Genomic DNA, 19,006 nt, shown 5'->3' with positions numbered 1-19,006 from the left:
CTCCGTGTACCTCTCTTCCGCTTGCGTAACCCAAGTGAGTGAAGCAGACAATAGTGGCGAATTGCTCGGAACGGACGGGAGAACGCGGTGCGGAGACCCACCAGAACCCTCGTCACGGCCTGCGCGCTCGCCGCGGCACTCCTCGTCGCCGGCTGCGGTGGTGCCGGGGACGAGAACAGCGCCGAGGCGACGGGTGAGCTCTTCCTCCAGTCGGCGCGGGCCCAGGGGCCGAGCCCCTTCACCCGCTCGGCGGCGATCGCGGCGGCACCCCTCACCCGGACGCCCCGACTCGACCCGACCGCCCCACGGACCCTCTCCGGCGGGACGCCCGGCCTCTACGGCGGCACCGAGCGCGTCGGCAGCTGCGACGTGCCACGGCAGATCGACGACCTGACCGCCGACCCGTCCAGGACGCGGGCGTTCGCGCAGGTCGCGGGCGTCTCCCCGGCCGCGGTCCCGGACTATCTGCGCGGACTCGCCCCGGTCGTCCTGCGCGCCGACACCCGGGTCACCGACCACGGCTACCGCGGCGGCAGGGCGAGCGGCTTCCAGTCGGTCCTCCAGGCGGGCACCGCCGTCCTCGTCGACAACCGAGGCGTCCCGCGCGTCCGCTGCGCCTGCGGCAACCCCCTGACGCCACCGGTGGCGATGCGGGGCGGCGCGGTCATCAGCGGGCAGCCGTGGTCCGGATACCGGCCCACCCAGGTGATCGTGGTGGCCCCCAGCGAACAGCTCGTCACCGACATCACGATCATCGACCTCGCCGACCACTCCTGGATCGAACGCCGGATCGACCACGACTGCCGGCACGACCACGCCGTGCCCCCGCCGACGCCGGAACCGCTGACCCCGACGGCGCCCCCGGGCGACAGCGCGTCCCCGGACACGCCCTTCGGCGCCGACCCGCAGCGGCCCGCGCCCGACTGCCCGACCCGGACCGCCACCGCCACGCCCGGCGCCACCGTCACGCCCGGCCCCACCGCGACGCCCACCGCGAAGCCGTACGACGAGGCCTGCCCCGCGCCCACCGGCACCCCACCTGCCCCGAAACGGCCCGGGACCCCCGTCCTCCCGCCGGACGGCACCCGGACGACCGTCCCCGTGGACCCCGGGACCGGGATCGGCCCCGAGACCGTCCCGGACACCCCCGATCTCCCCGACGGCGGCGGGCTGATCCCCGACGAGCCCGCCGCCCCGACCGGCACCGGCACCGTCTTCGGCAGCCCCACCGACGTCTTCGGCGCCTGACGGCCGCCGAAAGTACCCGCCTCCCGGTCGAAGAATCGGGCAAATCCTGGCAAGGTGGCTCCATGGTTGATCGGGGAGCGAGCGCCCTGTCACTCCCGGACGACTGGCCCGCCCACCCGGACCCGATCCTGGCGCTCAACCGCATGGGCAGTTTCGACTGGGACCTCGACAGCGGTCTGTTCCACATGGACGCCCAGGCCCACGAGGTCTTCGACCTGCGCCCCGACGAATACGACGACAACCCGATGAGCCTCGGCGTCCGGATCCCGAGGGCCGAGGCGCACCGGCTGGACGCCCTGGTCGCCCAGGCCATCAAGGACGGCAGCGAGAACTACGGCACCTACTTCCGGCTGCGCTGCCGTGACGGCACCCTGCGCTGGACCCACACCCAGGGCTACATCCGGCGCGACGAGACGGGCCGCCCCCGCCGGATCATCGGGATCCTCCGTGACGCCACCCAGGAGATGGACGAGCTGGAGGACCGCCGGGAGCAGGCCGCCCAGGACGAGGCCCGGCGCCAGCAGACCAACGTCGTCCAGCTCACCACGGCCGCCCTCGCCCACGCCCGGACCGTCCAGGACGTCATCGACGTCCTCAAGGACACCCACGGACTCACCCACCTCGGCGCCACCAGCCTGGTCATGGGCCTGGTCGAGGCGGGCCGCATCCGGCTGATCGCCGAGGGCCCCGCGGGCAGCTTCGTACCCGGTACCGACATCACCCGGATCGACGAGCCCTACCCGATGAGCGAGGCCGTGCGCACGCTCACCCCCCGGTTCATCGAGTCGCCGGAGGAGTTCGCGGACCGCTACCCCATCCTGTGGCCGCACATCACGGGCCTCAACATCACCTCCGCGGCCTACCTCCCGCTGATCGCCGAGGCCCGCCCGATCGGCGCCATGGGCCTGCTCTACAGCGACCGGCGCGGTTTCACCCCGGAGGACCGCAACGTCCTCATCGCCCTCGGCAGCAGCATCGCCCAGAGCCTCCAGCGGGCCATGCTCTACGAGCAGCAGAAGGACCTCGCCACCGGTCTCCAGCAGGCCATGCTGCCGCGCACCATCCCGAGCGTCCCCGGCGCCGACGTCGCCGTCCGCTACCGGGCCGCCGGCGCCGAGGGTTCGCTGCGCCGGGACATCGGCGGCGACTGGTACGACCTGATCCCGCTGCCCGGAGGTAACCCCTCCGGGGGAGGCCGCGTCGGTGCCGTCATCGGCGACGTCCAGGGCCACGACACCCACGCCGCCGCCGTCATGGGCCAGTTGCGGATCGTGCTGCGGGCCTACGCCGCCGAGGGCCACACCCCGGCCACCGTGATGGCCCGGGCCTCCGTCTTCCTCCACGAGCTCGACACCGACCGCTTCGCGACCTGCCTGTACGCCGAGGCGGACCTGGCCACCGGAGTCGTCCAGGTGGTCCGCGCGGGCCACATCGACCCGCTGGTCCGGCACCTCGACGGCAGCTGCCGCCGGGTGACCGTCGAGGGGGGACTGCCGCTCGGGCTGTCCGCCGAGTTCGGGCAGCTCGACTATCCGGTCGCCACTCTGGAGCTCGACCCCGGGGGGACTCTGCTGCTGTGCACCGACGGGCTGGTCGAACAGCCCGGTGTCGACCTCGACGAGGGCATGCAGACCCTCACGAGCCTCATCGCCGTGGGCCCCGCCGATGTGTGGGAGCTCGCCGACCGGCTCATCGACGTGGCCGAGGAACGCGCCGGCGACGACGACGTGGCACTGCTCCTGCTGCGCCGCCGCGCTCTGGACAGCCCGCAGTCCGGCGGCCGCCTCCAGCAGCACGTGGCGCCCGGCGACCCCGAGGCCCTCACCGGGGCCCGGCACATGATCCGGGCCGCGGTCGGCGCCTGGGGCGCGCGGGAGCGCTCCGACGAGATCGAACTGGTCGCCGACGAGCTGATCACCAACGCCCTGATGCACACCGAGGGCTCCGCGATCGTCACCCTGCGGGTCCTGACCGGCTCCGACCGGCGGATGCGCGTCGAGGTGGAGGACTCCTCCAGCGCCCTGCCCCGCCGCCGGGAGGCGGGCGAGTCGGGGGTCTCGGGCCGGGGCCTGCTCCTGGTGGACCTGCTGAGCGATGTGTGGGGCGTGGAGGCGCGGGGCGGCGGGAAGTGCGTGTGGTGCGAGTTCGTCGTGGGGGAGCGGACCTGAGCTGACCACAGCGGCCCCCGGTGGCACTCTGGACGTATGCCGGAACTGCCCGAGGTGGAAGCGCTCAAGGACTTCCTGACCGAGAACCTGGTCGGCCACGAGATGGTGCGGGTGCTGCCGGTGGCCATCAGCGTGCTGAAGACGTACGACCCTCCGCTCGGCGCCGTCGAGGGCCGCGAGGTGGTCGCCGTGCACCGCCACGGCAAGTTCCTCGACCTGGAGACGGACGGCGGCCCGCACCTCGTCACCCATCTGGCCCGCGCGGGCTGGCTGCACTGGAAGGACCGCCTCCCCGACGGCCCGCCCCGCCCCGGCAAGGGCCCGCTCGCCCTCCGGGTGGCGCTGGAGACCGGCGCCGGTTTCGACCTCACGGAGGCGGGTACGCAAAAGCGCCTCGCGGTGTACGTGGTGGCGGACCCCCAGGAGGTTCCCGGCGTCGCCCGCCTGGGGCCCGACCCGCTGGCCGAGGACTTCGACGGGGCGCGCTTCGCGGCCCTGCTGAAGGACGAACGCCGACAGCTGAAGGGCGCCCTGCGCGACCAGACCCTCATCGCCGGTGTGGGCAACGCCTACAGCGACGAGATCCTGCACGCGGCGCGCATGTCCCCCTTCAAACTGGCCGCGTCGCTGACCCCCGAGGAGACGGAGACCCTCTACCGGGCGCTGCGCACGACCCTCACCGAAGCGGTGGAACGCTCAAGGGGGGTGGCGGCGGGCCGCCTGAAGTCGGAGAAGAAGTCCGGCCTGCGGGTCCACGGCCGCACCGGCGAACCCTGCCCGGTCTGCGGCGACACCATCAGGGAGGTCTCCTTCAGCGACTCCTCCCTCCAGTACTGCCCCACCTGTCAGACGGGCGGCAAGCTTCTGGCGGACCGGCGGTTGTCGCGACTGCTCAAGTGACGGACGTCGTCAGCTCGGCTCCAGCGTCACCAGATGCTCCCCGCCGGACGTCCTGACCTCGTAGCGGTCGATCTGGTCGGCGTGGAAGGTGGAGCTGCCCATCATGGTGTTGTCGCCGGTGGCGTGCCCGGTGGCGTTCCAGCCGGTGACGGTCTCCTCCTTGCCGTCCTGGCTGATCGCGACGAGGTGACAGGCGCGGGGGCCGGACTCGTCCTTGACCTTGAGCTCCACCTGGGTGCCCCAGTCCTCGTCCTCGGTGGTGACCTGGGCCCACACGCCGGAGCGGGCGTCGGTGGCCTCGATGCTGCTGGTCCGAGCCGCGTCGCCGCCCGCCGTCATGGCGAGGCTGGAACCGCCCACGGTCAGGACCACCGAGGCGGCCACCGCGTACAACAGCCGCCTGCGGCGTGCCCGGTGGCGGGTGGCGACCTCGCCGAGAAGGCGGTTCAGGAGCTGGGGGCCCGGCTGCGCCATCGGGTGCACCACCCGCGGTGTCGCCCGGCGGTACAGCATCATCTGACGGGTCACTGGACCGAACTCGGTCACGTGTGCCGCGCACTTGGGGCACTCCATGAGGTGGTCCTCGAAGCGGAAGGCCTCCGCCTCGTCCAGCACGCCGAGCGCGTACGCGCCGACGTCGCGATGCCTCTCCAAGGACCTCATGCCGAAACCTCGTGCCGTTGGGTGTGGGTGGGGTTACTCCTTGCTCCCACCGGTACGCACCAGCCCGCCGAATCACTCAAGGCCTAGACAGAATCGTGACCAAGGGATTCGGAGCGGCCGGCCCCGCGGATTGGTCCGAATCGAAAGGAATCTAGAACAGGTGGATGGCGAGGTGGCCGAGCGGCAGACCGAGCTGCCAGGCCGGTGTCCACACCTTCGGCCCCTCGTCCTCCCCGGCCCCCGCCCCACCGCCCGGCACGGCGTTCAGGTCGGGTGCGAGCAGCTCCGTCTCCTCCAGCCAGCGCCAGGCGGCGGCCGCGAGTTCGAGGTCCGCGGCGGGCTCGCCGGTGGCGACCGCCTCCGCGGTCAGCGCGGCCATCCGCTCGCACACCCAGTCCTGCCACGGCTGGTCGTACGCCGTCAGGGACAGCCAGTTCTCCAGCTGCGAGACGACCTGGATGCCGGAGAGCTCTCCCTCGGTGTCGGCGAGGAAGACGGTGAGCGCCAGCGCGTCCCGTCCGGCACGGAACTCGAAGGACGTCGGCGGCATCAGATCGCCGGAACGCAGCAGCTCGTCGGCGATGTACTCGGCGTACAACCAGGCCATGGGGACGACGAGTTCGCCGCCACCGGTGCCCTCCGTGCTCTCTTGACCTCTGTGCAGCATCCCTTCCTGCCTTCCTCCGGTGCGTGCGCGTCGCCCGACCCCGGGCTCCCAGTCCGGAACACGGATAGGGACAGCCGATTACTCAACCGGGGTCCTCAGCAAGGCGCTTTACGGAGGTTTGACTTTCCCATTGGTTTCACCGCAGGTCGGCCGCGTATCCCGGAAGCACCCGGCGCAGGGCGCGCAGCGCGTAGTACGCGCGGGACTTCACGGTACCGGGCGGAATCCCCAGGATTTCGGCGGCCTCCGCCACACTCGCCCCCTGGAAATACACCAGCACCAGGACTTCACGGTGCTCCGGAGTGAGTGTCTTCACAGCCTCGCGTACGTCGAGGGCGGCGGCCGCCCGCTCGGCGTGGTCGGCGCACACCCGGGCGTTCTCCAGCACCGCGTCGCCGACCTCGGCGGGACGCGCCTGCCGGGCCCGCCGTGCGTCGATCGCGAGCCGCCGCCCCACGGTCAGCAGCCATGGCCGTACGGACTCGAAGTCGTCGGCACGCAGCGCCTCGGGATGCTGCCAGGCGCGAACGAGGGTCTCCTGCACGAGGTCCTCGGCGCGTTGCCGGTCGCCGTCGCTGAGCCGGAGGAGGAGCGCGAAGAGGGGCCGGCCGTGCTCCCGCTGCAGTGCGGCGAGCTCGTGCTCGGCGGTCGTCCCGTTCGTGAGGGTGGTTCCGGCCGTCATGGCCGTATGGCACCCCAGCGCGGGGCCGGGGGACAGGGCGCGCACAAGGATCTGCGGCGGACGGTCGATCGCGTCGACGAACGGTTCGGTGAACGGTCCCTTCCGCCCCGGACGGGTCAAGTAGTCGTCCGGACCGTTTGCGGACACGGACAAGCTCATACCTATTCGTCAGTAAATATGACCTCAGTGGGGTGAGCTGATGATTGCACGCAGACAGCAGGTTGCACTGGCCCTCACGGTCCTTCTCGCCGGAGGAGCGGCCTGCCAGGCGCACGACCACGCGACACCCGGGCGTCCCGCCCCGTCCGCCGCCGCACCGCGCGGTTTCACGCTCGTCGCCTCCGGTGACGTCCTGCCGCACAGTTCGATCATCGACCGGGCCCGCTTCGACGCGGGCGGGAGCGGCTACGACTTCCGTCCGATGCTGGCCGGAATCCGTTCCGTCGTCTCCCGCGCCGATCTGGCGCTGTGTCACATGGAGACCGTCTACGGCGCGAACGGCGACTACACCGGCTACCCGACCTTCAAGTCGCCGCCCGAGGTGGCCCAGGCCCTCGCCGTCACCGGCTACGACGGCTGCTCCACCGCCTCCAACCACAGCCTCGACGACGGCGGCGAAGGCATCCGCCGCACACTCGACGCCCTGGACCGCGCGGGCGTACGGCACGCCGGCTCGGCCCGCACCGAGGGCGAGGCACGCACGGTCACCGTCCTGCGCGCGGGCCCGGCGAAGGTCGCCCACCTCGCCTACACCTATGACACCAACGGCTTCCCGCTGCCCCAGGGGCAGCCCTGGGCGGTGAACCTGATGGACGAGACCAAGATCCTCGCGGACGCGCGGGCCGCCCGGAAGGCGGGCGCCGACGTGGTGGTCGTGTCGCTGCACTGGGGCACCGAATGGCAGGACGCGCCCGACGAGCAGCAGTTGGCCCTGGCCCGCGACCTGACCGCCGCCCGCACCGGCGGGCGTCCCGACGTCGACCTGATCCTCGGCACCCACGCCCATGTCCCGCAGGCGTACGAGAAGGTCAACGGCACCTGGGTGGTCTACGGCATGGGCGACCAGATCGCCGGCGAGATGTTCAACCACGAGGGCGCCCAGGACCCGCGCGGCAACCAGTCCACCCTCGGTCGCTTCACGTTCGCCCCGCCCGCCCGGCCGGGGGAGCGCTGGCGGGTCGCGAAGGCGGAGTTCGTGCCGCAGATGTTCGATGTGGACGCCGGCCGGGTGGTCAACCTCAACCAGGCGATCGCGCGGGGCGCCGACGTCGAGGGTGTCCGCGACCGGATCCGTGAGGTGGTGCTGAGCCGGGGCGCGGCCAAGGACGGGCTCACCATGGGTCAGTAGGTCAGTCCACGTCCACGTGGTCGAAGGTCCGCAGCATCTCCTTCAACACGCGTACGCACGCCCGGAGTTCGGCCTCGGTCAGCTCGCCGCCGCCCACTTGCCGGTTCAGGGCGTGCTCGCGCGCGAGGATCGCGGTGATGACGGCCACGCCCTCGTCCGTGATCCGGATCAGCGAGGACCGCTGGTGTGCGGGGTTGGGTGTGGCCTCGGCCCAGTCCCGGTCCATCGCCTCGTTGGTCATGCGCTGCACGAACTGGCGGGTCAGCGCCATGATCCGGGCCATCTGAGGAACCGTCATGGGCCCGTACCTGTGCAGCAGGACGAGGACGGAACGCACGCCGACGGACACCCCTCCGGCCGCCTCGTCCTGCTCCAGCTTGCGCAGTCCGCGCCGGTAGAGCGCGCCGACCAGGTCGAACACCTCGGACACGCGGTGGCCGAGTTCGTCGGGGGGAAGTGGCTTGTCCATGTCGCTCACCCGGCCATCATGACACCCCGGTTGTCAAAAACGGGAAATGATGACACCTTGGTTGTCATGACGACAGCAGTGACAGCTTCGGATCTGCGTTTCTTCACCTCCGCCGATGGGGACCTCGCCTATCGCGACACCGGAACCGGGGACCTCGTGGTCCTCGTGCACCCCGGCTACGTCGACCACCGGGTCTTCGACCACCAGATACCGGCACTGGTCTCCGCCGGTTACCGCGTGGTCGCGCCCGACGTGCGGGGCCACGGGTTCTCCGCCAACGCGAGCAGGCCGTTCCGCTGGGCCGACGACCTCGGCGACCTGCTGCGCCACCTCGACGCGGGGCCCGCGGTCCTCGTCGGTCTGTGCATGGGCGCCGCCGTCGCCACCGACACGGCGCTGGAACACCCCGGGCTGGTCCGCGCGCTGGCCGTCTGCGGGGGCGGGACCAGCGCGTTCGAGTACACCGACCCGTGGACGGTGGAACGCGCCGCCGAGTCGGCCCGCATGCTGGCCGCCGGTGATGTCACCGACTGGATCGAGGCCTTCGCCAAGAACGTGGCCGGACCGCACCGCACCGTGGACGACCTCGACCCCGACGTCGTACGGCATGTCCGGGAGATGGCGACGCACACCATCTCCAAGCACACCCTCGGCGAGACGAACTGGCACGTCCCGCTCGACGATCCCTGGAGCCGGGTGCCGAAGATCGACGTACCGGTTCTCGCCGTCCACGGTGCCCTCGACGCAGCCGACGGCATCGACATGCCCGAGCGGCTCGCGCGGACGGTCCAGGACGGGCGCTCGGTGACGATCGAGGAGGCCGGGCACTTTCCCAACCTGGAGAAGCCCGCGGAGTTCAACGCGATCGTGCTGGACTTCCTGCGCTCGCTCTGACGCTCCGCCAGTTCGAGAATCCGCTACGGCACCACGGTCACCGGCCACCGCCCCGCCTTGACCAGTCGCACCGCGACGGAACCGACGATCCGGTGGCCGGCCTGCTCCGAGGCGCCGACGACCACCGCGTCGGCCTTGAGCTCGTCCGCCGCCTTCGTCAGCCCGCCGTAGGGGTCGCCGCGAAAGGTGTGGAACTCCCAGCGCACATCGAATATCCCCTTGTTCTGCTCGGTGGCGCGCCGGATCTGGGCGACCAGGTCCTCGGCGATCTCGTCCGTGGTCTCGGCGACCGGAGCGCCGAGCGCGGCACCCGAGGCGATCACCGGCTGGACGTACACCACGGCGAGCAGGGCGTGCTGGCGCCGGGCCAGGCCTCCGGCGTAGGCCGCGGCGCGGAGCGAGGAGTCGGAGCCGTCCACGCCGACGACGATGACCTTGGGCCCGTCCGTGCCCCGCTCGAACTGGTGCGCATGCTGTTCCGTCACGGCTGCGAGGCTATCGGAAGCCGCAGGTCCGGGCGGCATTCGGGGACCTGTCGACCGGGGTGCGCAAACTTTGCGGAAATGGGGCACCCGTTGGGCGGGCCGTGAACGGGCAGCCACCGAAGCCCGCCGCGGCTCTCGGCACCCCGGCCTCGACGGAGGGGACGAGGCCGGGGCAGAAGCCGACCGACCCCGCACGGCGTCCTTCTGACGCCCCGCCAGGCCGCCCGGGCCCCTCCGCTGGGCCGGGCGGGTGCATTCGTGCCGCCGCCCCGGTGTTGCTGAGGTGCGTCGGCGCTCTGCCGGGCGACTGATGAGTCATGACGAAGGATCAGTTGCTCACACGGCTGTCGTCCAAGGCGGCGGTGATGCTCACGCGACGCAGGGCGTTGCTGGCCGGTGCCGCCGCGGTCGGGGCCGCCGGCACGGCCGGAGTGCTCGCGGCCCTCACGGGCGAGGACCCGGTCCGGCCGGCCCTCCCCGCCGCCGGCCCCCCGGCCCACCGCGCGGTCAGGCCCTCGGCCTACCGCCTCCAGCCCCTGACCGGATACGGCCCACCGCCCACCGCCCCCAGGAAGACGCTCGTACGCCACGAGCCGTTTCTGAAGGTGTCCGGACGCGGCCGGACCATGGTGCTGACCTTCGACGACGGACCCGATCCCCGCTACACCCCGCACATCCTGGACACCCTGGCCGAGTACGACGTCCGCGCGATGTTCTTCGTGTGCGGGGAGATGGCGGTCGACAACCAGGACCTGCTCGCCCGGATGGCCGACGAGGGACACGTCGTCGGCAACCACACCTGGTCCCACCCGCTGCTCACCCGGCTCAGCCGCTCCCGCATCCGCTCCGAGATGGAACGCACCAGCGACGTCATCGAGGACGCCTACGGCGAGCGTCCCGCATGGTTCCGCGCTCCCTACGGCGCCTGGAACCGGGCCGCGTTCCAGCTCGGCGCCGAACTCGGCATGGACCCCCTCGCCTGGAGCGTCGACACCCTCGACTGGACCACCCCGGGCACCCGACGCATCGTCGGCGCCGTGGAGCACGGCGCCGCCCCCGGCGTCGTGGTGCTCTCGCACGACGCCGGGGGCGACCGCTCCCAGAGTGTCCGGGCATTGCGCGACTATCTGCCGCACCTCATCGATTCCGGCTATCACATCACCGTCCCGCGACGGCAGTACGTATAGCCGGAATGCGTCCGCCGGGTCGGGGAACGCTCAGCGGACCTCGACCAGGCGGGCGAAGGCGACGACGTTTCCCGCGTAGCCGCTCTGCTTGGAGAAACCGCCCCCGCAGGTGATGACCCGCAATTCGGGGGTTCCCTTGGAGCCGTAGACACGGTCGCCGGGGAAATTGCTCTTCTCGAAGACCTCGATGCCGTAGATCTCGAAGACCGCGGTCTTTCCGTCCTTGCGCCTGACCTCGACGCGATTTCCCTTCTTCAGGGCCCCGAGTCCGTAGAACACCGCGGGGCCCTGTTTGTTGTCGACATGGCCGACGACGACCGCGGTGCCCTTCTCGCCGGGGGACACCGCGCCGGTGAACCAGCCGGCCAGGTTCGGATCCTCCGGCGGCGGCGCGCCGACCCAGCCGTCCGGGTCGAGCCCGACCGGCACCATCGGCGCGTCGACCCGGATCGCCGGGATGGAGACCCGGTCGGGCACCGCGAACGGCAGGGGAGCGGGGGCGTGGCCGAAGGCGGTGCCGTGCACCCGGCTGTCCGCGGCGGCCGCCGACGCGGGCTGCGGCGGCCCGACGTCGAACTCCCCCGAACCGTTCCGGATGAGCGCGAGACCGGTCAGCAGAACAAGCGCTATCACGCCCCAGGGAGCGCGCTTCTTCCGCTGCTCCTCCTCTTCGGCCAGCCCGGCCAGCTCGGACGCAGACATTGACTTCCCCTCTCGACGCGGCCGTCGCCGCGTCATTCGCGCATACGAGAACGCTAAGTCCCGAGCACGCAACCGGCGACGGGTCAGCGGCGAACGGGTGGCCCCCGAGCGCGGGTGGTGCGCCATCCGAGTTGCCGTGAACAGGAATTTTCTGACGGTCCGTGACCTGCGAAGATATCGGATTGTGTGCTTTTCGTTCGGCGTGTCCTCTCACCAGGACGGACCATTGTCGAAATGCGGGCCCGTGCAAGCCGTCTGAGGGTATTTCTGGGAGGCGTTTCCTCGCCGATCCACCGGGGACCGTTCCCGGGGCGTCTCCCGCGGAGGATTCACATGCGTACTACTCGTGCCCTGGCGGCCGCCGGCGCCGCGGTCGCCGTGCTCCAACTCGCCGCCCCCGCGGCCGTCGCGCGGGACGGTATGAACCTGAGCCCGAGCAATGTCGTCGCCCTTCCCAATGTCATCGCCCGGGGCGGCCAGCTGACCATCACCGTCAACAACTGCAACAGCAACGGCACCGCGAGCTCGGACGCGTTCCGGACGATCAGGCTGACGACGGGGTCCAACGGCCTGGCGACGGGGCGCGCCACGGTCAACCGGAACGCGGCCACGGGGTCGCACAGCATCAACGTGGTCTGCAGCAACGGCACCGTGATCAACCCCACGGCCTTCACGGTCATCGGCGGGGTCCGCGGAGGTCTCGGCGGCAGCAGCTCCAGCGGGGCCACTCCGGCCGACATGGCCATCGGCGGCGGTCTGGTGGCCCTGGCCGTCATCGGCGGCGGGGTGTTCTGGATGCGCCGACGGACCGAGAAGCACATCTGATCTCCGCCCCTTCGGAGACGCACCGCCCCACCTGACGCGGACCTCCGCCCCGGACTCCGAGAGGAACCGGGACGGAGGTCCGCGTCACGTAAGACCGCAAGCGCCGTCAGGCGCCGTCCTGGCGGGCGCGCCGACGGGAGAAGTAGTACGCCGCCCCGACCGAGCCCGTGATCAGCAGCGCGCCCATGCCGAGCTCCTTGACGTCGAACCCGGCGAGGCTGCCGCCCTCACCGGCCCGCACCCCCCGGTCGGGGTTGAGCGGCACCGGTGTGGGACCGACCGGGCGGCCGCCGGCGATGGTCAGGCCCGTCGAGCCGCTCACGCCGTCGCAGCTGAACGTCACCCGGTAGACCGCACCGGGTCTGGCGTCCCGGTCGACCACGACCGTCGCCTGGCTCTTGCGCGGCGGGATGGTGATGGTGTCGAACACCCCCGAGGTGACGGTCGCCGAGCCCGTGCAGCCGCCGTGGTCCCGTTCCAGCAGCAGCGCCACCTGTCCGCCCGGGGCGATGGTCGAGGGCAGGACGCTGAAGCCGAACGGCGTGATGTCGTTGTCGCCCTTCGCCACGGCGGCCGGTGCGGACAAGGCCAGGGCGGTCACGCCCAGCAGTGCGGCCGAAGCGACGCGTATCGCGCGCATGATGGTTCCTCCGGTCCCCGAGGAGCAGCTGCGGACCTGTTCCGCCTACGCGGGAAATGCACCTCGATGACCGAAACGCTAGGAACAGGTGTACGTCTGCGCGATCTCTGTCACTCCGAATGGGTCACGCGTGTGGGCCGCTCAGGGGACACCGGCGGCGTGTCGGACACCGGGCGTCCCCCTTGAGCGGTATCCGCGGTGAGCGGCCGTCAGCCCTTGACGCCCGGGAAGAGGGCGAGGAACGGCTCCGCCGACGCCGTGATGCCACGGCTGTAGGGGGCGTCGAAGTCCCAGATCAGGAAGAGCAGGAAGGCGATCAGCGCGGAGAACAGGCCGGCCAGGACCAGCTCGCGGGTCGTACGCCGGATCTGCAGCGCGAAGACCATCCCGATGGTGACGACGCCGCCGCCCAGCAGACCGAACCAGACCACCCCGGGCATGGTGGGCTCGACCGAGTCCGCGCGGGCGTTGCGGGCCTGGTCCACGGCGGCCACCTGGTCGACGAGCGGCTGGTAGGCCTGGGCCTCGAAGTCGTCCTTCGGTTCGTAGGAGGTGACGTCCGTGCGGATCCGGTCGAGGAGTTCGGTGCCTTTCTCGGTCATGCGGCGGTGGTCGGCCATCTCCTTCCACTCGGTCGTGACGACGTGTCCGACGTAGGCGTTGACATCGGCCCGAATGCGGTCACGGGCGTCGGCCGGGTAGACCTGGACCCGCTCCGAGATCTCGTGCAGCGCCTGGGCCTCCGCCTGGACGTGATCCTGGGCCGCGCTGCGGGCCTCCCACACGCCCGCGATGGCCAGACCCAGGACGATGGCGTACACGACCCCGATCCACATGGTCATGTACTCGATGACGTCCGGGGTCTCGCTGGGATCCTCGTCCACGGGCGCCGCCTTGTGGCGGATGAGAGTGATGGCGACCACCACCGCGCACGCGGCCAGCATCGCGAGGATGAGAACAAGCCATTCCGGCAAGGGATGCCTCCAGCATCGGCACTAGCGGGGCCGCAGGGCGGCCACGGCGACCACCGCGGGCGCGGTGATGAGCAGGACGTAGATCACGGGCGAGGTCGTGCTGTGGGTGCGCCGGTCGGGCGCCTTCGCGTGGTGGTAGGCCGGGTAGACCACCGGAGGTGCGGAGGGGGCCGGGGCGGGCTTGGGCGGCGGAGTCCGTGTCGGGGTCGGGGTGGGAGTAGGGGTAGGGGGCGGTGCGGGTGCGGGAGGGGGTGCCGGCCGCGCCCGCGGTGGCGCCGGCCGGGGTGCCGGTGCGGGCGGCGGGGGTCCGGGAGCCGGTGGCTTCGGCGTCGGGGTGGGCCTGGGCTTCGGCGGCTTGTGCGTCGGAGGCGGCTTCGGGGTCGGGTCGGGTGAGGGCGTCGGCGTGCAAGGGGGCTCTGGGGGAGTGGGGGTCGGTGTGGGCGTGGGTGTCGGCTTCGGGCAGGGCGGGAGAGTGGGCCACGTGAGGTTTCCGGCGACCGCCACCACCTCGGCGCCGCCGGGACCGACCGAGGCGTAGGCGCAGGCATCCGCCTCGGCCGCCCCCGCCGTGGGACCGATGAGCGCCCACGTCAAGGCCAGCAGGGCCAACGCGCGTATGGCGGTGGCGGATTGGGGTGATTCGGGTCGATGCACGACGGAGATCATGAGGCCTGTCGCGCCGTATCACGCGCGGGCGCGAAGAGATTGCTCCGAAGGAGGGATAAAAGGTCGCCCAGTGTTTGAATCCTGAGCGATCGCCCGTCCGGTGAGGCGTACCTCTGTGCGGTTTGAGGCGGGTGTGGTCACAGCCTCCGAAAAGAAATTTGCGGGACGGGTGAACACAACCCCTGGTCCGGTGCGTACTCATGGTCGTGCGGCGGCGCAGCAGGGCGCTGCAACACCCTTTTGAGTTATGGGGAGTTGACGATGAAGACCTCCTGGCGGAGCGCCTCACTCGTGGCAAGCGCCGCGGCGGTGCTGGCACTGACGACGGCGTGCGGTCAGGAAGGCGGCACCTCGTCGGTGGGCAGCCAGAACGTCGGCGCCACGGCGGCGGCGGGCGGTTACGGCGGTGTCGGCTCCGGTCTCGGCACCGATACCAGCCCCAGCCCCACCGCGAGCTCGACCGCGATCGGCCAGGGAAATCTGGGAGCCCAGTCCGCCTCGGCCGGCAAGTTGCAGGTGTCCGCGAACCCCGAGCTCGGGGACGTGCTGACCGATGCCACCGGTCTCAGCCTCTACCGCTTCGACGAGGACACCGCCGAGCCGCCGAAGTCGAACTGCAACGGCGACTGTGCGACGGCCTGGCCGCCGGTGCCCGCGGACGACGCCTCGGCCGGGGCCGGTATCGACAAGGCGCTGCTCGGTGAGGTGACCCGGGCCGACGGCACCAAGCAGCTGACCATCGGCGGCTGGCCGGCCTACCGCTACGCCAAGGACACCAAGGCCGGCGACCTGACCGGCCAGGGCGTGGGCGGCAAGTGGTACGCGCTGGCGCCCAACGGGAAGAAGGCGTCGGTCGCCAGCCTGCCGGGACTGTCGACGCGCAACGACCCCAAGCTGGGCGAGATCGTCGTCGACAAGAACGGCATGACGGTCTACCGCTTCGCCAAGGACAAGGCCTGGCCCAAGCCCGTCTCCAACTGCACCGGTGCCTGCCTGGAGAAGTGGCCGGCCGTCGCGCCCGTCTCGGCGAACGACACCAAGGGCGTCCAGAAGAAGGGCCTGATGAGCTTCACCCGTTCCGACGGCGTCGCGCAGCAGACGGTCAACTGCTCGCCCATCTACACCTTCGCGGCCGACAAGCAGCCCGGCGACACCAACGGCCAGGGCGTCGGCGGCACCTGGTACGCCGTCCGTCCCAACGGAGAGATGGTCGGCGTCTCCGACAAGTGACACCGGCCTCACCGCTCCACCGGTCCGACCCCTCCGCGCCGCACGGAGGGGTCGGACCGGTTTGCCGTCATTCCCCGCAACTCCCCGCGATTCGGCGCCCGTTCCGGAACTCTCCGGAGTGCGGCGCCTACGCTTCGTAGGCGATCCGCGGCAACCTCCCAGCGGCACGTGCCGAAGGCAGTGACCGGGAACGGATGGTCAATTTCCGTTTCTGCTCGCTCCATTGGCGGGCGATCAGTAGCCTCAGCTCGAACACCGGATCGCCTACGCCTTGGAGAGATACATGGAGCGTCCCGCCTGGGCTCCCCGGAGCATCGACATCTCGGTGCCGAGCGTCGCGCGCATCTACGACTTCTACCTGGGCGGTTCGCACAACTTCGAGGCCGACCGGGAGGCGGCCCGCAAGGCCATGGAGCACGTCCCGGGACTGCCGAAGATCATGCAGGCGAACCGGGCGTTCATGCGCCGTGCGGTGCGCTTCGCGGTCGGCCAGGGCATCACGCAGTTCCTCGACATCGGTTCCGGCATCCCCACCTTCGGCAACGTCCACGAGGTCGCCCAGAGCGCCGGCCCCGGCGCCCGTGTCGTCTACGTCGACCACGATCCGGTGGCGGTCGCGCACAGCCAGGCGGTCATCGCGGACAACCCGGACGTGGGCGTCGTCGCGGCCGACCTCCGCAAGCCCCGGGAGATCCTGGAGAGTTCCGAGGTCCGGCGGCTGATCGACCCGAACCGTCCGGTGGCGGTGCTTCTCGTTGCCATACTGCACTTCGTGGAAGACGCAGACGACCCCTACGATGCGGTGGCCGAGCTGCGCGACGCGTTCGCGCCCGGCAGCCTGCTGGTGCTCACGCATGCCGCCTTCGAGGGGATCCCGTTGTCGCAGGAGCAGGTCCAGGGCGCGATGGACGTGTACGAGGACATCCGCAACCCGCTGATCATGCGCTCGCGCAACCAGATCGCACGGTTCTTCGAGGGGTACGACATGGTGGAACCCGGACTGGTACCGATGCCGCGGTGGCGGCCGGAGTCGGAGAACTGGGACCCCGACGACGAGGACCCCTGGGCCTTCTCCCAGTTCGGCGGCGTGGGGCGTTCCGCGTGATCGCCGAGCCGGACGGGCCGGAGGACAGACTGCGCCGGTTCGCGACGATCTGGAGCCGGGCCGTGTTCCCGGTGACGTCGACGTCCGCGACCCGGCCGGAGTTCGAGGAGCAACTGCTGCCGCTGGCCCGCCGGTTGAGCGAGGCACTCGCGGCCAGGACCGTCGACACGGACGAGGGCCGGGCGGTGGGCGCCGCCCTCGTCGACGCGCACTGCACGGATCCGGAGGCGCTGTCCCGTTCCCTGGACTGCGTCGACGCCTATCTGGTGCTCTACTGCGGCGGCGACGGCGACCGCGAGGACCTGCGGTCCCGGTCCTCCCGTCTGCAGCACGCCATGGCCGCCGGGTTCGCCCACGCGCTGCGCGAGCGGACACTGACCGAGCAGGAGGCCATAGCGCAGGCCGCCCTGCAGGCGCAGGGCGTGGTGGCACAGGCGCTGCACGCGACCGAGGCGCGCTTCCGGGCGGTGTTCGAGGGCGCGGCCATAGGGATCGGCATCGCCGACCTGGACGGCAACGTCCTCCAGGTCAACGGCGCGCTGCTGCGCATGTTCGGCATCACCGACCAGACGATGCGCGGCCGCAAGGTCCAGGAGTGGACCCACGCCGAGGACGCGCCGCAGACCTGGACGCTCTACGACGAACTCGTCCGCGGCGAGCGCGAGCACTACCACCTCGAAAAGGCATTCTCCCGACCGGACGGCACGGTCCTGTGGACCAACCTGACGGTTTCCCTGCTGCGTGACGCCGACGGTGCGCCGCAGTACCAGCTGGCCCTCATGGAGGACACCACCGAGCGCCGGCTGCTCAACCTCCGGCTGCGCTACGAGGCCACCCACGACGCCCTCACCGGGCTGCCCAACCGCACCTTGTTCTTCGAGCGCCTGGAGAAGGCGCTCAGCGCGGGCGAGGGCCAGCGGTTCGGGCTGTGCTACCTCGACCTCGACGGCTTCAAGACCATCAACGACAGCCTCGGCCACGCGGCCGGCGACCGGCTGCTCGTCGAGGTCGCCGACCGGCTCCAGTCCTGCGCAACCGCGCCGGGCGAGATGGTCGCCCGCCTCGGCGGTGACGAGTTCGTGGCGCTGACCACCGGCCCCGACACCGAGAGCGAGGTCGACGACCTCGCGGCGCGCATCATGAACGTGCTGCTCGCCCCGGTCCGTATCGACGGCCGGGAGCTGACCGTGCGCGGCAGCATCGGCATCGTCGAGGGCCCGGCGGGGGAGCGGGGGCCCGCGGAGGTGCTGCGCAGCGCCGACATCACGATGTACCGGGCCAAGTCGGCGGGCGGCAACCGCTTCGAGCTGGCCGATCCGGAGGCCGACGCCCGCGCCATCACCCGGCACGGGCTGACCACCCAGCTGCCCGCGGCCCTGGACCGGGGCGAGTTCTTCATCGAGTACCAGCCGCTGGTGCACCTCGGGGACGGCAGCGTGCGGGGCGCCGAGGCGCTGGTGCGCTGGCTGCACCCGCAGCACGGCGTCCTCGGCCCCGACCGGTTCATTCCGCTCGCCGAGCACACCGGGCTGATCGTGCCGCTCGGCCGCTGGGTCCTGGAGCAGTCGGTGCGCCAGGCCCGCGAGTGGCGAGAACGCTACGGGCAGGACGTGGCGGGCGACCCGCTCCGCATCAACGTCAACCTCTCGCCCTGCCAGCTCACCCACCCCGGTCTGGTCCAGGACACGGTGGACATCCTGGAGCGCGCCGGCGTCGAACCGGACGCGCTCTGCCTCGAAGTCACGGAGTCGGCCCTCATCGGCGCCGACGACGACCTGCTCAAACCACTGCGCCGGCTCGCCGAGATGGGCGTGGACATCGCCCTGGACGACTTCGGCACCGGCTACTCGAACCTGGCGAACCTGCGCCGTCTCCCGGTCAGCGTCCTCAAGCTGGACCGCTCGTTCACGCAGAGCATGCAGCAGTTCCCCGCCGACCCGGTCGACCTCAAGATCGTCGAGGGGATCGTCTCGCTCGCCCACGGCCTGAACCTGGCGGTGACGGTCGAGGGCGTCGAAACCGGGGCCCAGGCCGAGCAGTTGCGGATACTGGGCTGCGACACGGCCCAGGGCTGGTACTACGCCCGCCCGGGCCCGCCGGACCGGCTCCACCAGCTGGCGCTGGTGGACGCGACGGGCTGAACGCCCCGCCCC

Annotated in this window: 19 protein-coding genes; 10 read left to right on the top strand and 9 right to left on the bottom strand. The window is 71.3% G+C overall.

The features are described 5' to 3' along the window. Nucleotides 1–87: 87 nt before the first annotated feature. The 3 genes from RKD20_RS04900 (at nucleotide 88) to RKD20_RS04890 (ending at nucleotide 4,316) form a co-directional block, all read left to right on the top strand. Nucleotides 88–1,248, top strand: a complete 1,161-nt coding sequence (locus RKD20_RS04900) for a DUF6777 domain-containing protein (protein WP_424876571.1) — start codon at nucleotides 88–90, stop codon at nucleotides 1,246–1,248. Nucleotides 1,249–1,310: 62 nt separating this feature from the next. Further along, the gene (locus tag RKD20_RS04895) at nucleotides 1,311–3,416 is read left to right on the top strand and encodes a SpoIIE family protein phosphatase (RefSeq protein ID WP_424876570.1); all 2,106 of its coding nucleotides are present in this window, start codon (nucleotides 1,311–1,313) and stop codon (nucleotides 3,414–3,416) included. Nucleotides 3,417–3,452: 36 nt separating this feature from the next. Next, complete coding sequence (locus RKD20_RS04890; protein ID WP_424876569.1) at nucleotides 3,453–4,316, top strand: Fpg/Nei family DNA glycosylase; 864 nt, start codon at nucleotides 3,453–3,455, stop codon at nucleotides 4,314–4,316. Between the two features lie 9 nt (nucleotides 4,317–4,325). Here RKD20_RS04890 and RKD20_RS04885 read toward each other — a convergent pair whose 3' ends face one another. The 3 genes from RKD20_RS04885 to RKD20_RS04875 all read right to left on the bottom strand — a co-directional run bounded on the left by RKD20_RS04885 (nucleotide 4,326) and on the right by RKD20_RS04875 (nucleotide 6,328). Beyond that, nucleotides 4,326–4,979, bottom strand: coding sequence for a zf-HC2 domain-containing protein (locus tag RKD20_RS04885; RefSeq protein ID WP_424876568.1), 654 nt, complete (start codon nucleotides 4,977–4,979; stop codon nucleotides 4,326–4,328). A 151-nt stretch (nucleotides 4,980–5,130) separates the two neighbouring features. After that, entirely contained in the window at nucleotides 5,131–5,646 is a 516-nt protein-coding gene (locus RKD20_RS04880) for a hypothetical protein (protein ID WP_390101363.1), read from the bottom strand. 136 nt (nucleotides 5,647–5,782) lie between these two features. Continuing rightward, entirely contained in the window at nucleotides 5,783–6,328 is a 546-nt protein-coding gene (locus RKD20_RS04875; protein ID WP_028807581.1) for a sigma-70 family RNA polymerase sigma factor, read from the bottom strand. Nucleotides 6,329–6,527: 199 nt separating this feature from the next. On the opposite strand from RKD20_RS04875, the gene RKD20_RS04870 reads away from it, so the two are divergent. Continuing rightward, a complete protein-coding gene (locus RKD20_RS04870) occupies nucleotides 6,528–7,676 on the top strand; it encodes a CapA family protein (protein WP_424876567.1) in 1,149 nt (382 codons plus the stop codon). 1 nt (nucleotide 7,677) lies between these two features. Here RKD20_RS04870 and RKD20_RS04865 read toward each other — a convergent pair whose 3' ends face one another. Continuing rightward, on the bottom strand, nucleotides 7,678–8,154 hold the full coding sequence (locus RKD20_RS04865; RefSeq protein WP_424876566.1) for a MarR family winged helix-turn-helix transcriptional regulator: 477 nt from the start codon (nucleotides 8,152–8,154) through the stop codon (nucleotides 7,678–7,680). A 57-nt stretch (nucleotides 8,155–8,211) separates the two neighbouring features. Between RKD20_RS04865 and RKD20_RS04860 the strand changes: the two genes are divergently transcribed. After that, complete coding sequence (locus RKD20_RS04860; RefSeq protein ID WP_424876565.1) at nucleotides 8,212–9,039, top strand: alpha/beta fold hydrolase; 828 nt, start codon at nucleotides 8,212–8,214, stop codon at nucleotides 9,037–9,039. Between the two features lie 23 nt (nucleotides 9,040–9,062). Here RKD20_RS04860 and RKD20_RS04855 read toward each other — a convergent pair whose 3' ends face one another. Beyond that, nucleotides 9,063–9,524 carry a universal stress protein gene (locus RKD20_RS04855; protein WP_424876564.1) on the bottom strand — a complete coding sequence of 154 codons (462 nt, stop codon included), beginning with the start codon at nucleotides 9,522–9,524 and terminating at the stop codon, nucleotides 9,063–9,065. Between the two features lie 317 nt (nucleotides 9,525–9,841). Between RKD20_RS04855 and RKD20_RS04850 the strand changes: the two genes are divergently transcribed. Continuing rightward, entirely contained in the window at nucleotides 9,842–10,711 is an 870-nt protein-coding gene (locus RKD20_RS04850; protein WP_424876563.1) for a polysaccharide deacetylase family protein, read from the top strand. Nucleotides 10,712–10,741: 30 nt separating this feature from the next. On the opposite strand, the gene RKD20_RS04845 is transcribed toward RKD20_RS04850, so the two are convergent. Beyond that, the gene (locus tag RKD20_RS04845) at nucleotides 10,742–11,413 is read right to left on the bottom strand and encodes a class F sortase (RefSeq protein WP_424876562.1); all 672 of its coding nucleotides are present in this window, start codon (nucleotides 11,411–11,413) and stop codon (nucleotides 10,742–10,744) included. A gap of 333 nt (nucleotides 11,414–11,746) precedes the next feature. On the opposite strand from RKD20_RS04845, the gene RKD20_RS04840 reads away from it, so the two are divergent. Further along, on the top strand, nucleotides 11,747–12,238 hold the full coding sequence (locus tag RKD20_RS04840) for a hypothetical protein (protein WP_424876561.1): 492 nt from the start codon (nucleotides 11,747–11,749) through the stop codon (nucleotides 12,236–12,238). A 106-nt stretch (nucleotides 12,239–12,344) separates the two neighbouring features. On the opposite strand, the gene RKD20_RS04835 is transcribed toward RKD20_RS04840, so the two are convergent. The 3 genes from RKD20_RS04835 to RKD20_RS04825 form a co-directional block, all read right to left on the bottom strand. Further along, the gene (locus RKD20_RS04835) at nucleotides 12,345–12,878 is read right to left on the bottom strand and encodes a hypothetical protein (protein WP_424876560.1); all 534 of its coding nucleotides are present in this window, start codon (nucleotides 12,876–12,878) and stop codon (nucleotides 12,345–12,347) included. A 209-nt stretch (nucleotides 12,879–13,087) separates the two neighbouring features. Further along, nucleotides 13,088–13,852 carry a DUF4239 domain-containing protein gene (locus tag RKD20_RS04830; protein ID WP_424876559.1) on the bottom strand — a complete coding sequence of 255 codons (765 nt, stop codon included), beginning with the start codon at nucleotides 13,850–13,852 and terminating at the stop codon, nucleotides 13,088–13,090. Nucleotides 13,853–13,873: 21 nt separating this feature from the next. Beyond that, nucleotides 13,874–14,005: a hypothetical protein gene (locus RKD20_RS04825; RefSeq protein ID WP_424876558.1), complete on the bottom strand. Its 132-nt coding sequence runs from the start codon at nucleotides 14,003–14,005 to the stop codon at nucleotides 13,874–13,876. 774 nt (nucleotides 14,006–14,779) lie between these two features. Here RKD20_RS04825 and RKD20_RS04820 point away from each other — a divergent pair. From RKD20_RS04820 to RKD20_RS04810, 3 genes are all read left to right on the top strand, one after another. Beyond that, nucleotides 14,780–15,748, top strand: coding sequence for an SCO0930 family lipoprotein (locus tag RKD20_RS04820; RefSeq protein ID WP_020116937.1), 969 nt, complete (start codon nucleotides 14,780–14,782; stop codon nucleotides 15,746–15,748). Nucleotides 15,749–16,031: 283 nt separating this feature from the next. After that, nucleotides 16,032–16,853 carry an SAM-dependent methyltransferase gene (locus RKD20_RS04815; protein ID WP_424876557.1) on the top strand — a complete coding sequence of 274 codons (822 nt, stop codon included), beginning with the start codon at nucleotides 16,032–16,034 and terminating at the stop codon, nucleotides 16,851–16,853. Continuing rightward, a complete protein-coding gene (locus RKD20_RS04810) occupies nucleotides 16,850–18,994 on the top strand; it encodes a putative bifunctional diguanylate cyclase/phosphodiesterase (RefSeq protein WP_424876556.1) in 2,145 nt (714 codons plus the stop codon). Before RKD20_RS04815 ends, RKD20_RS04810 begins: the two co-directional genes overlap by 4 nt. The last annotated feature ends 12 nt before the right edge of the window (nucleotides 18,995–19,006 follow it).

The sequence above is a fragment of the Streptomyces sp. SLBN-8D4 genome (assembly GCF_049739545.1).
Lineage (GTDB): Bacteria > Actinomycetota > Actinomycetes > Streptomycetales > Streptomycetaceae > Streptomyces > Streptomyces canus_C.
The sequence above is the reverse complement of the archived record's forward strand: the minus strand, read 5'-3'. Positions and strand labels throughout refer to the sequence as shown.

What these genes read in the sequence shown, in the direction of transcription:
- RKD20_RS04895 (WP_424876570.1), top strand. Translation starts at nt 1,311, where the DNA reads ATGGTTGATCGGGGAGCGAGCGCCCTGTCACTCCCGGACGACTGGCCC.
- RKD20_RS04890 (WP_424876569.1), top strand. Translation starts at nt 3,453, where the DNA reads ATGCCGGAACTGCCCGAGGTGGAAGCGCTCAAGGACTTCCTGACCGAG.
- RKD20_RS04885 (WP_424876568.1), bottom strand. Translation starts at nt 4,979, where the DNA reads ATGAGGTCCTTGGAGAGGCATCGCGACGTCGGCGCGTACGCGCTCGGC.
- RKD20_RS04880 (WP_390101363.1), bottom strand. Translation starts at nt 5,646, where the DNA reads ATGCTGCACAGAGGTCAAGAGAGCACGGAGGGCACCGGTGGCGGCGAA.
- RKD20_RS04875 (WP_028807581.1), bottom strand. Translation starts at nt 6,328, where the DNA reads ATGACGGCCGGAACCACCCTCACGAACGGGACGACCGCCGAGCACGAG.
- RKD20_RS04870 (WP_424876567.1), top strand. Translation starts at nt 6,528, where the DNA reads ATGATTGCACGCAGACAGCAGGTTGCACTGGCCCTCACGGTCCTTCTC.
- RKD20_RS04860 (WP_424876565.1), top strand. Translation starts at nt 8,212, where the DNA reads ATGACGACAGCAGTGACAGCTTCGGATCTGCGTTTCTTCACCTCCGCC.
- RKD20_RS04850 (WP_424876563.1), top strand. Translation starts at nt 9,842, where the DNA reads ATGACGAAGGATCAGTTGCTCACACGGCTGTCGTCCAAGGCGGCGGTG.
- RKD20_RS04845 (WP_424876562.1), bottom strand. Translation starts at nt 11,413, where the DNA reads ATGTCTGCGTCCGAGCTGGCCGGGCTGGCCGAAGAGGAGGAGCAGCGG.
- RKD20_RS04840 (WP_424876561.1), top strand. Translation starts at nt 11,747, where the DNA reads ATGCGTACTACTCGTGCCCTGGCGGCCGCCGGCGCCGCGGTCGCCGTG.
- RKD20_RS04835 (WP_424876560.1), bottom strand. Translation starts at nt 12,878, where the DNA reads ATGCGCGCGATACGCGTCGCTTCGGCCGCACTGCTGGGCGTGACCGCC.
- RKD20_RS04820 (WP_020116937.1), top strand. Translation starts at nt 14,780, where the DNA reads ATGAAGACCTCCTGGCGGAGCGCCTCACTCGTGGCAAGCGCCGCGGCG.
- RKD20_RS04815 (WP_424876557.1), top strand. Translation starts at nt 16,032, where the DNA reads ATGGAGCGTCCCGCCTGGGCTCCCCGGAGCATCGACATCTCGGTGCCG.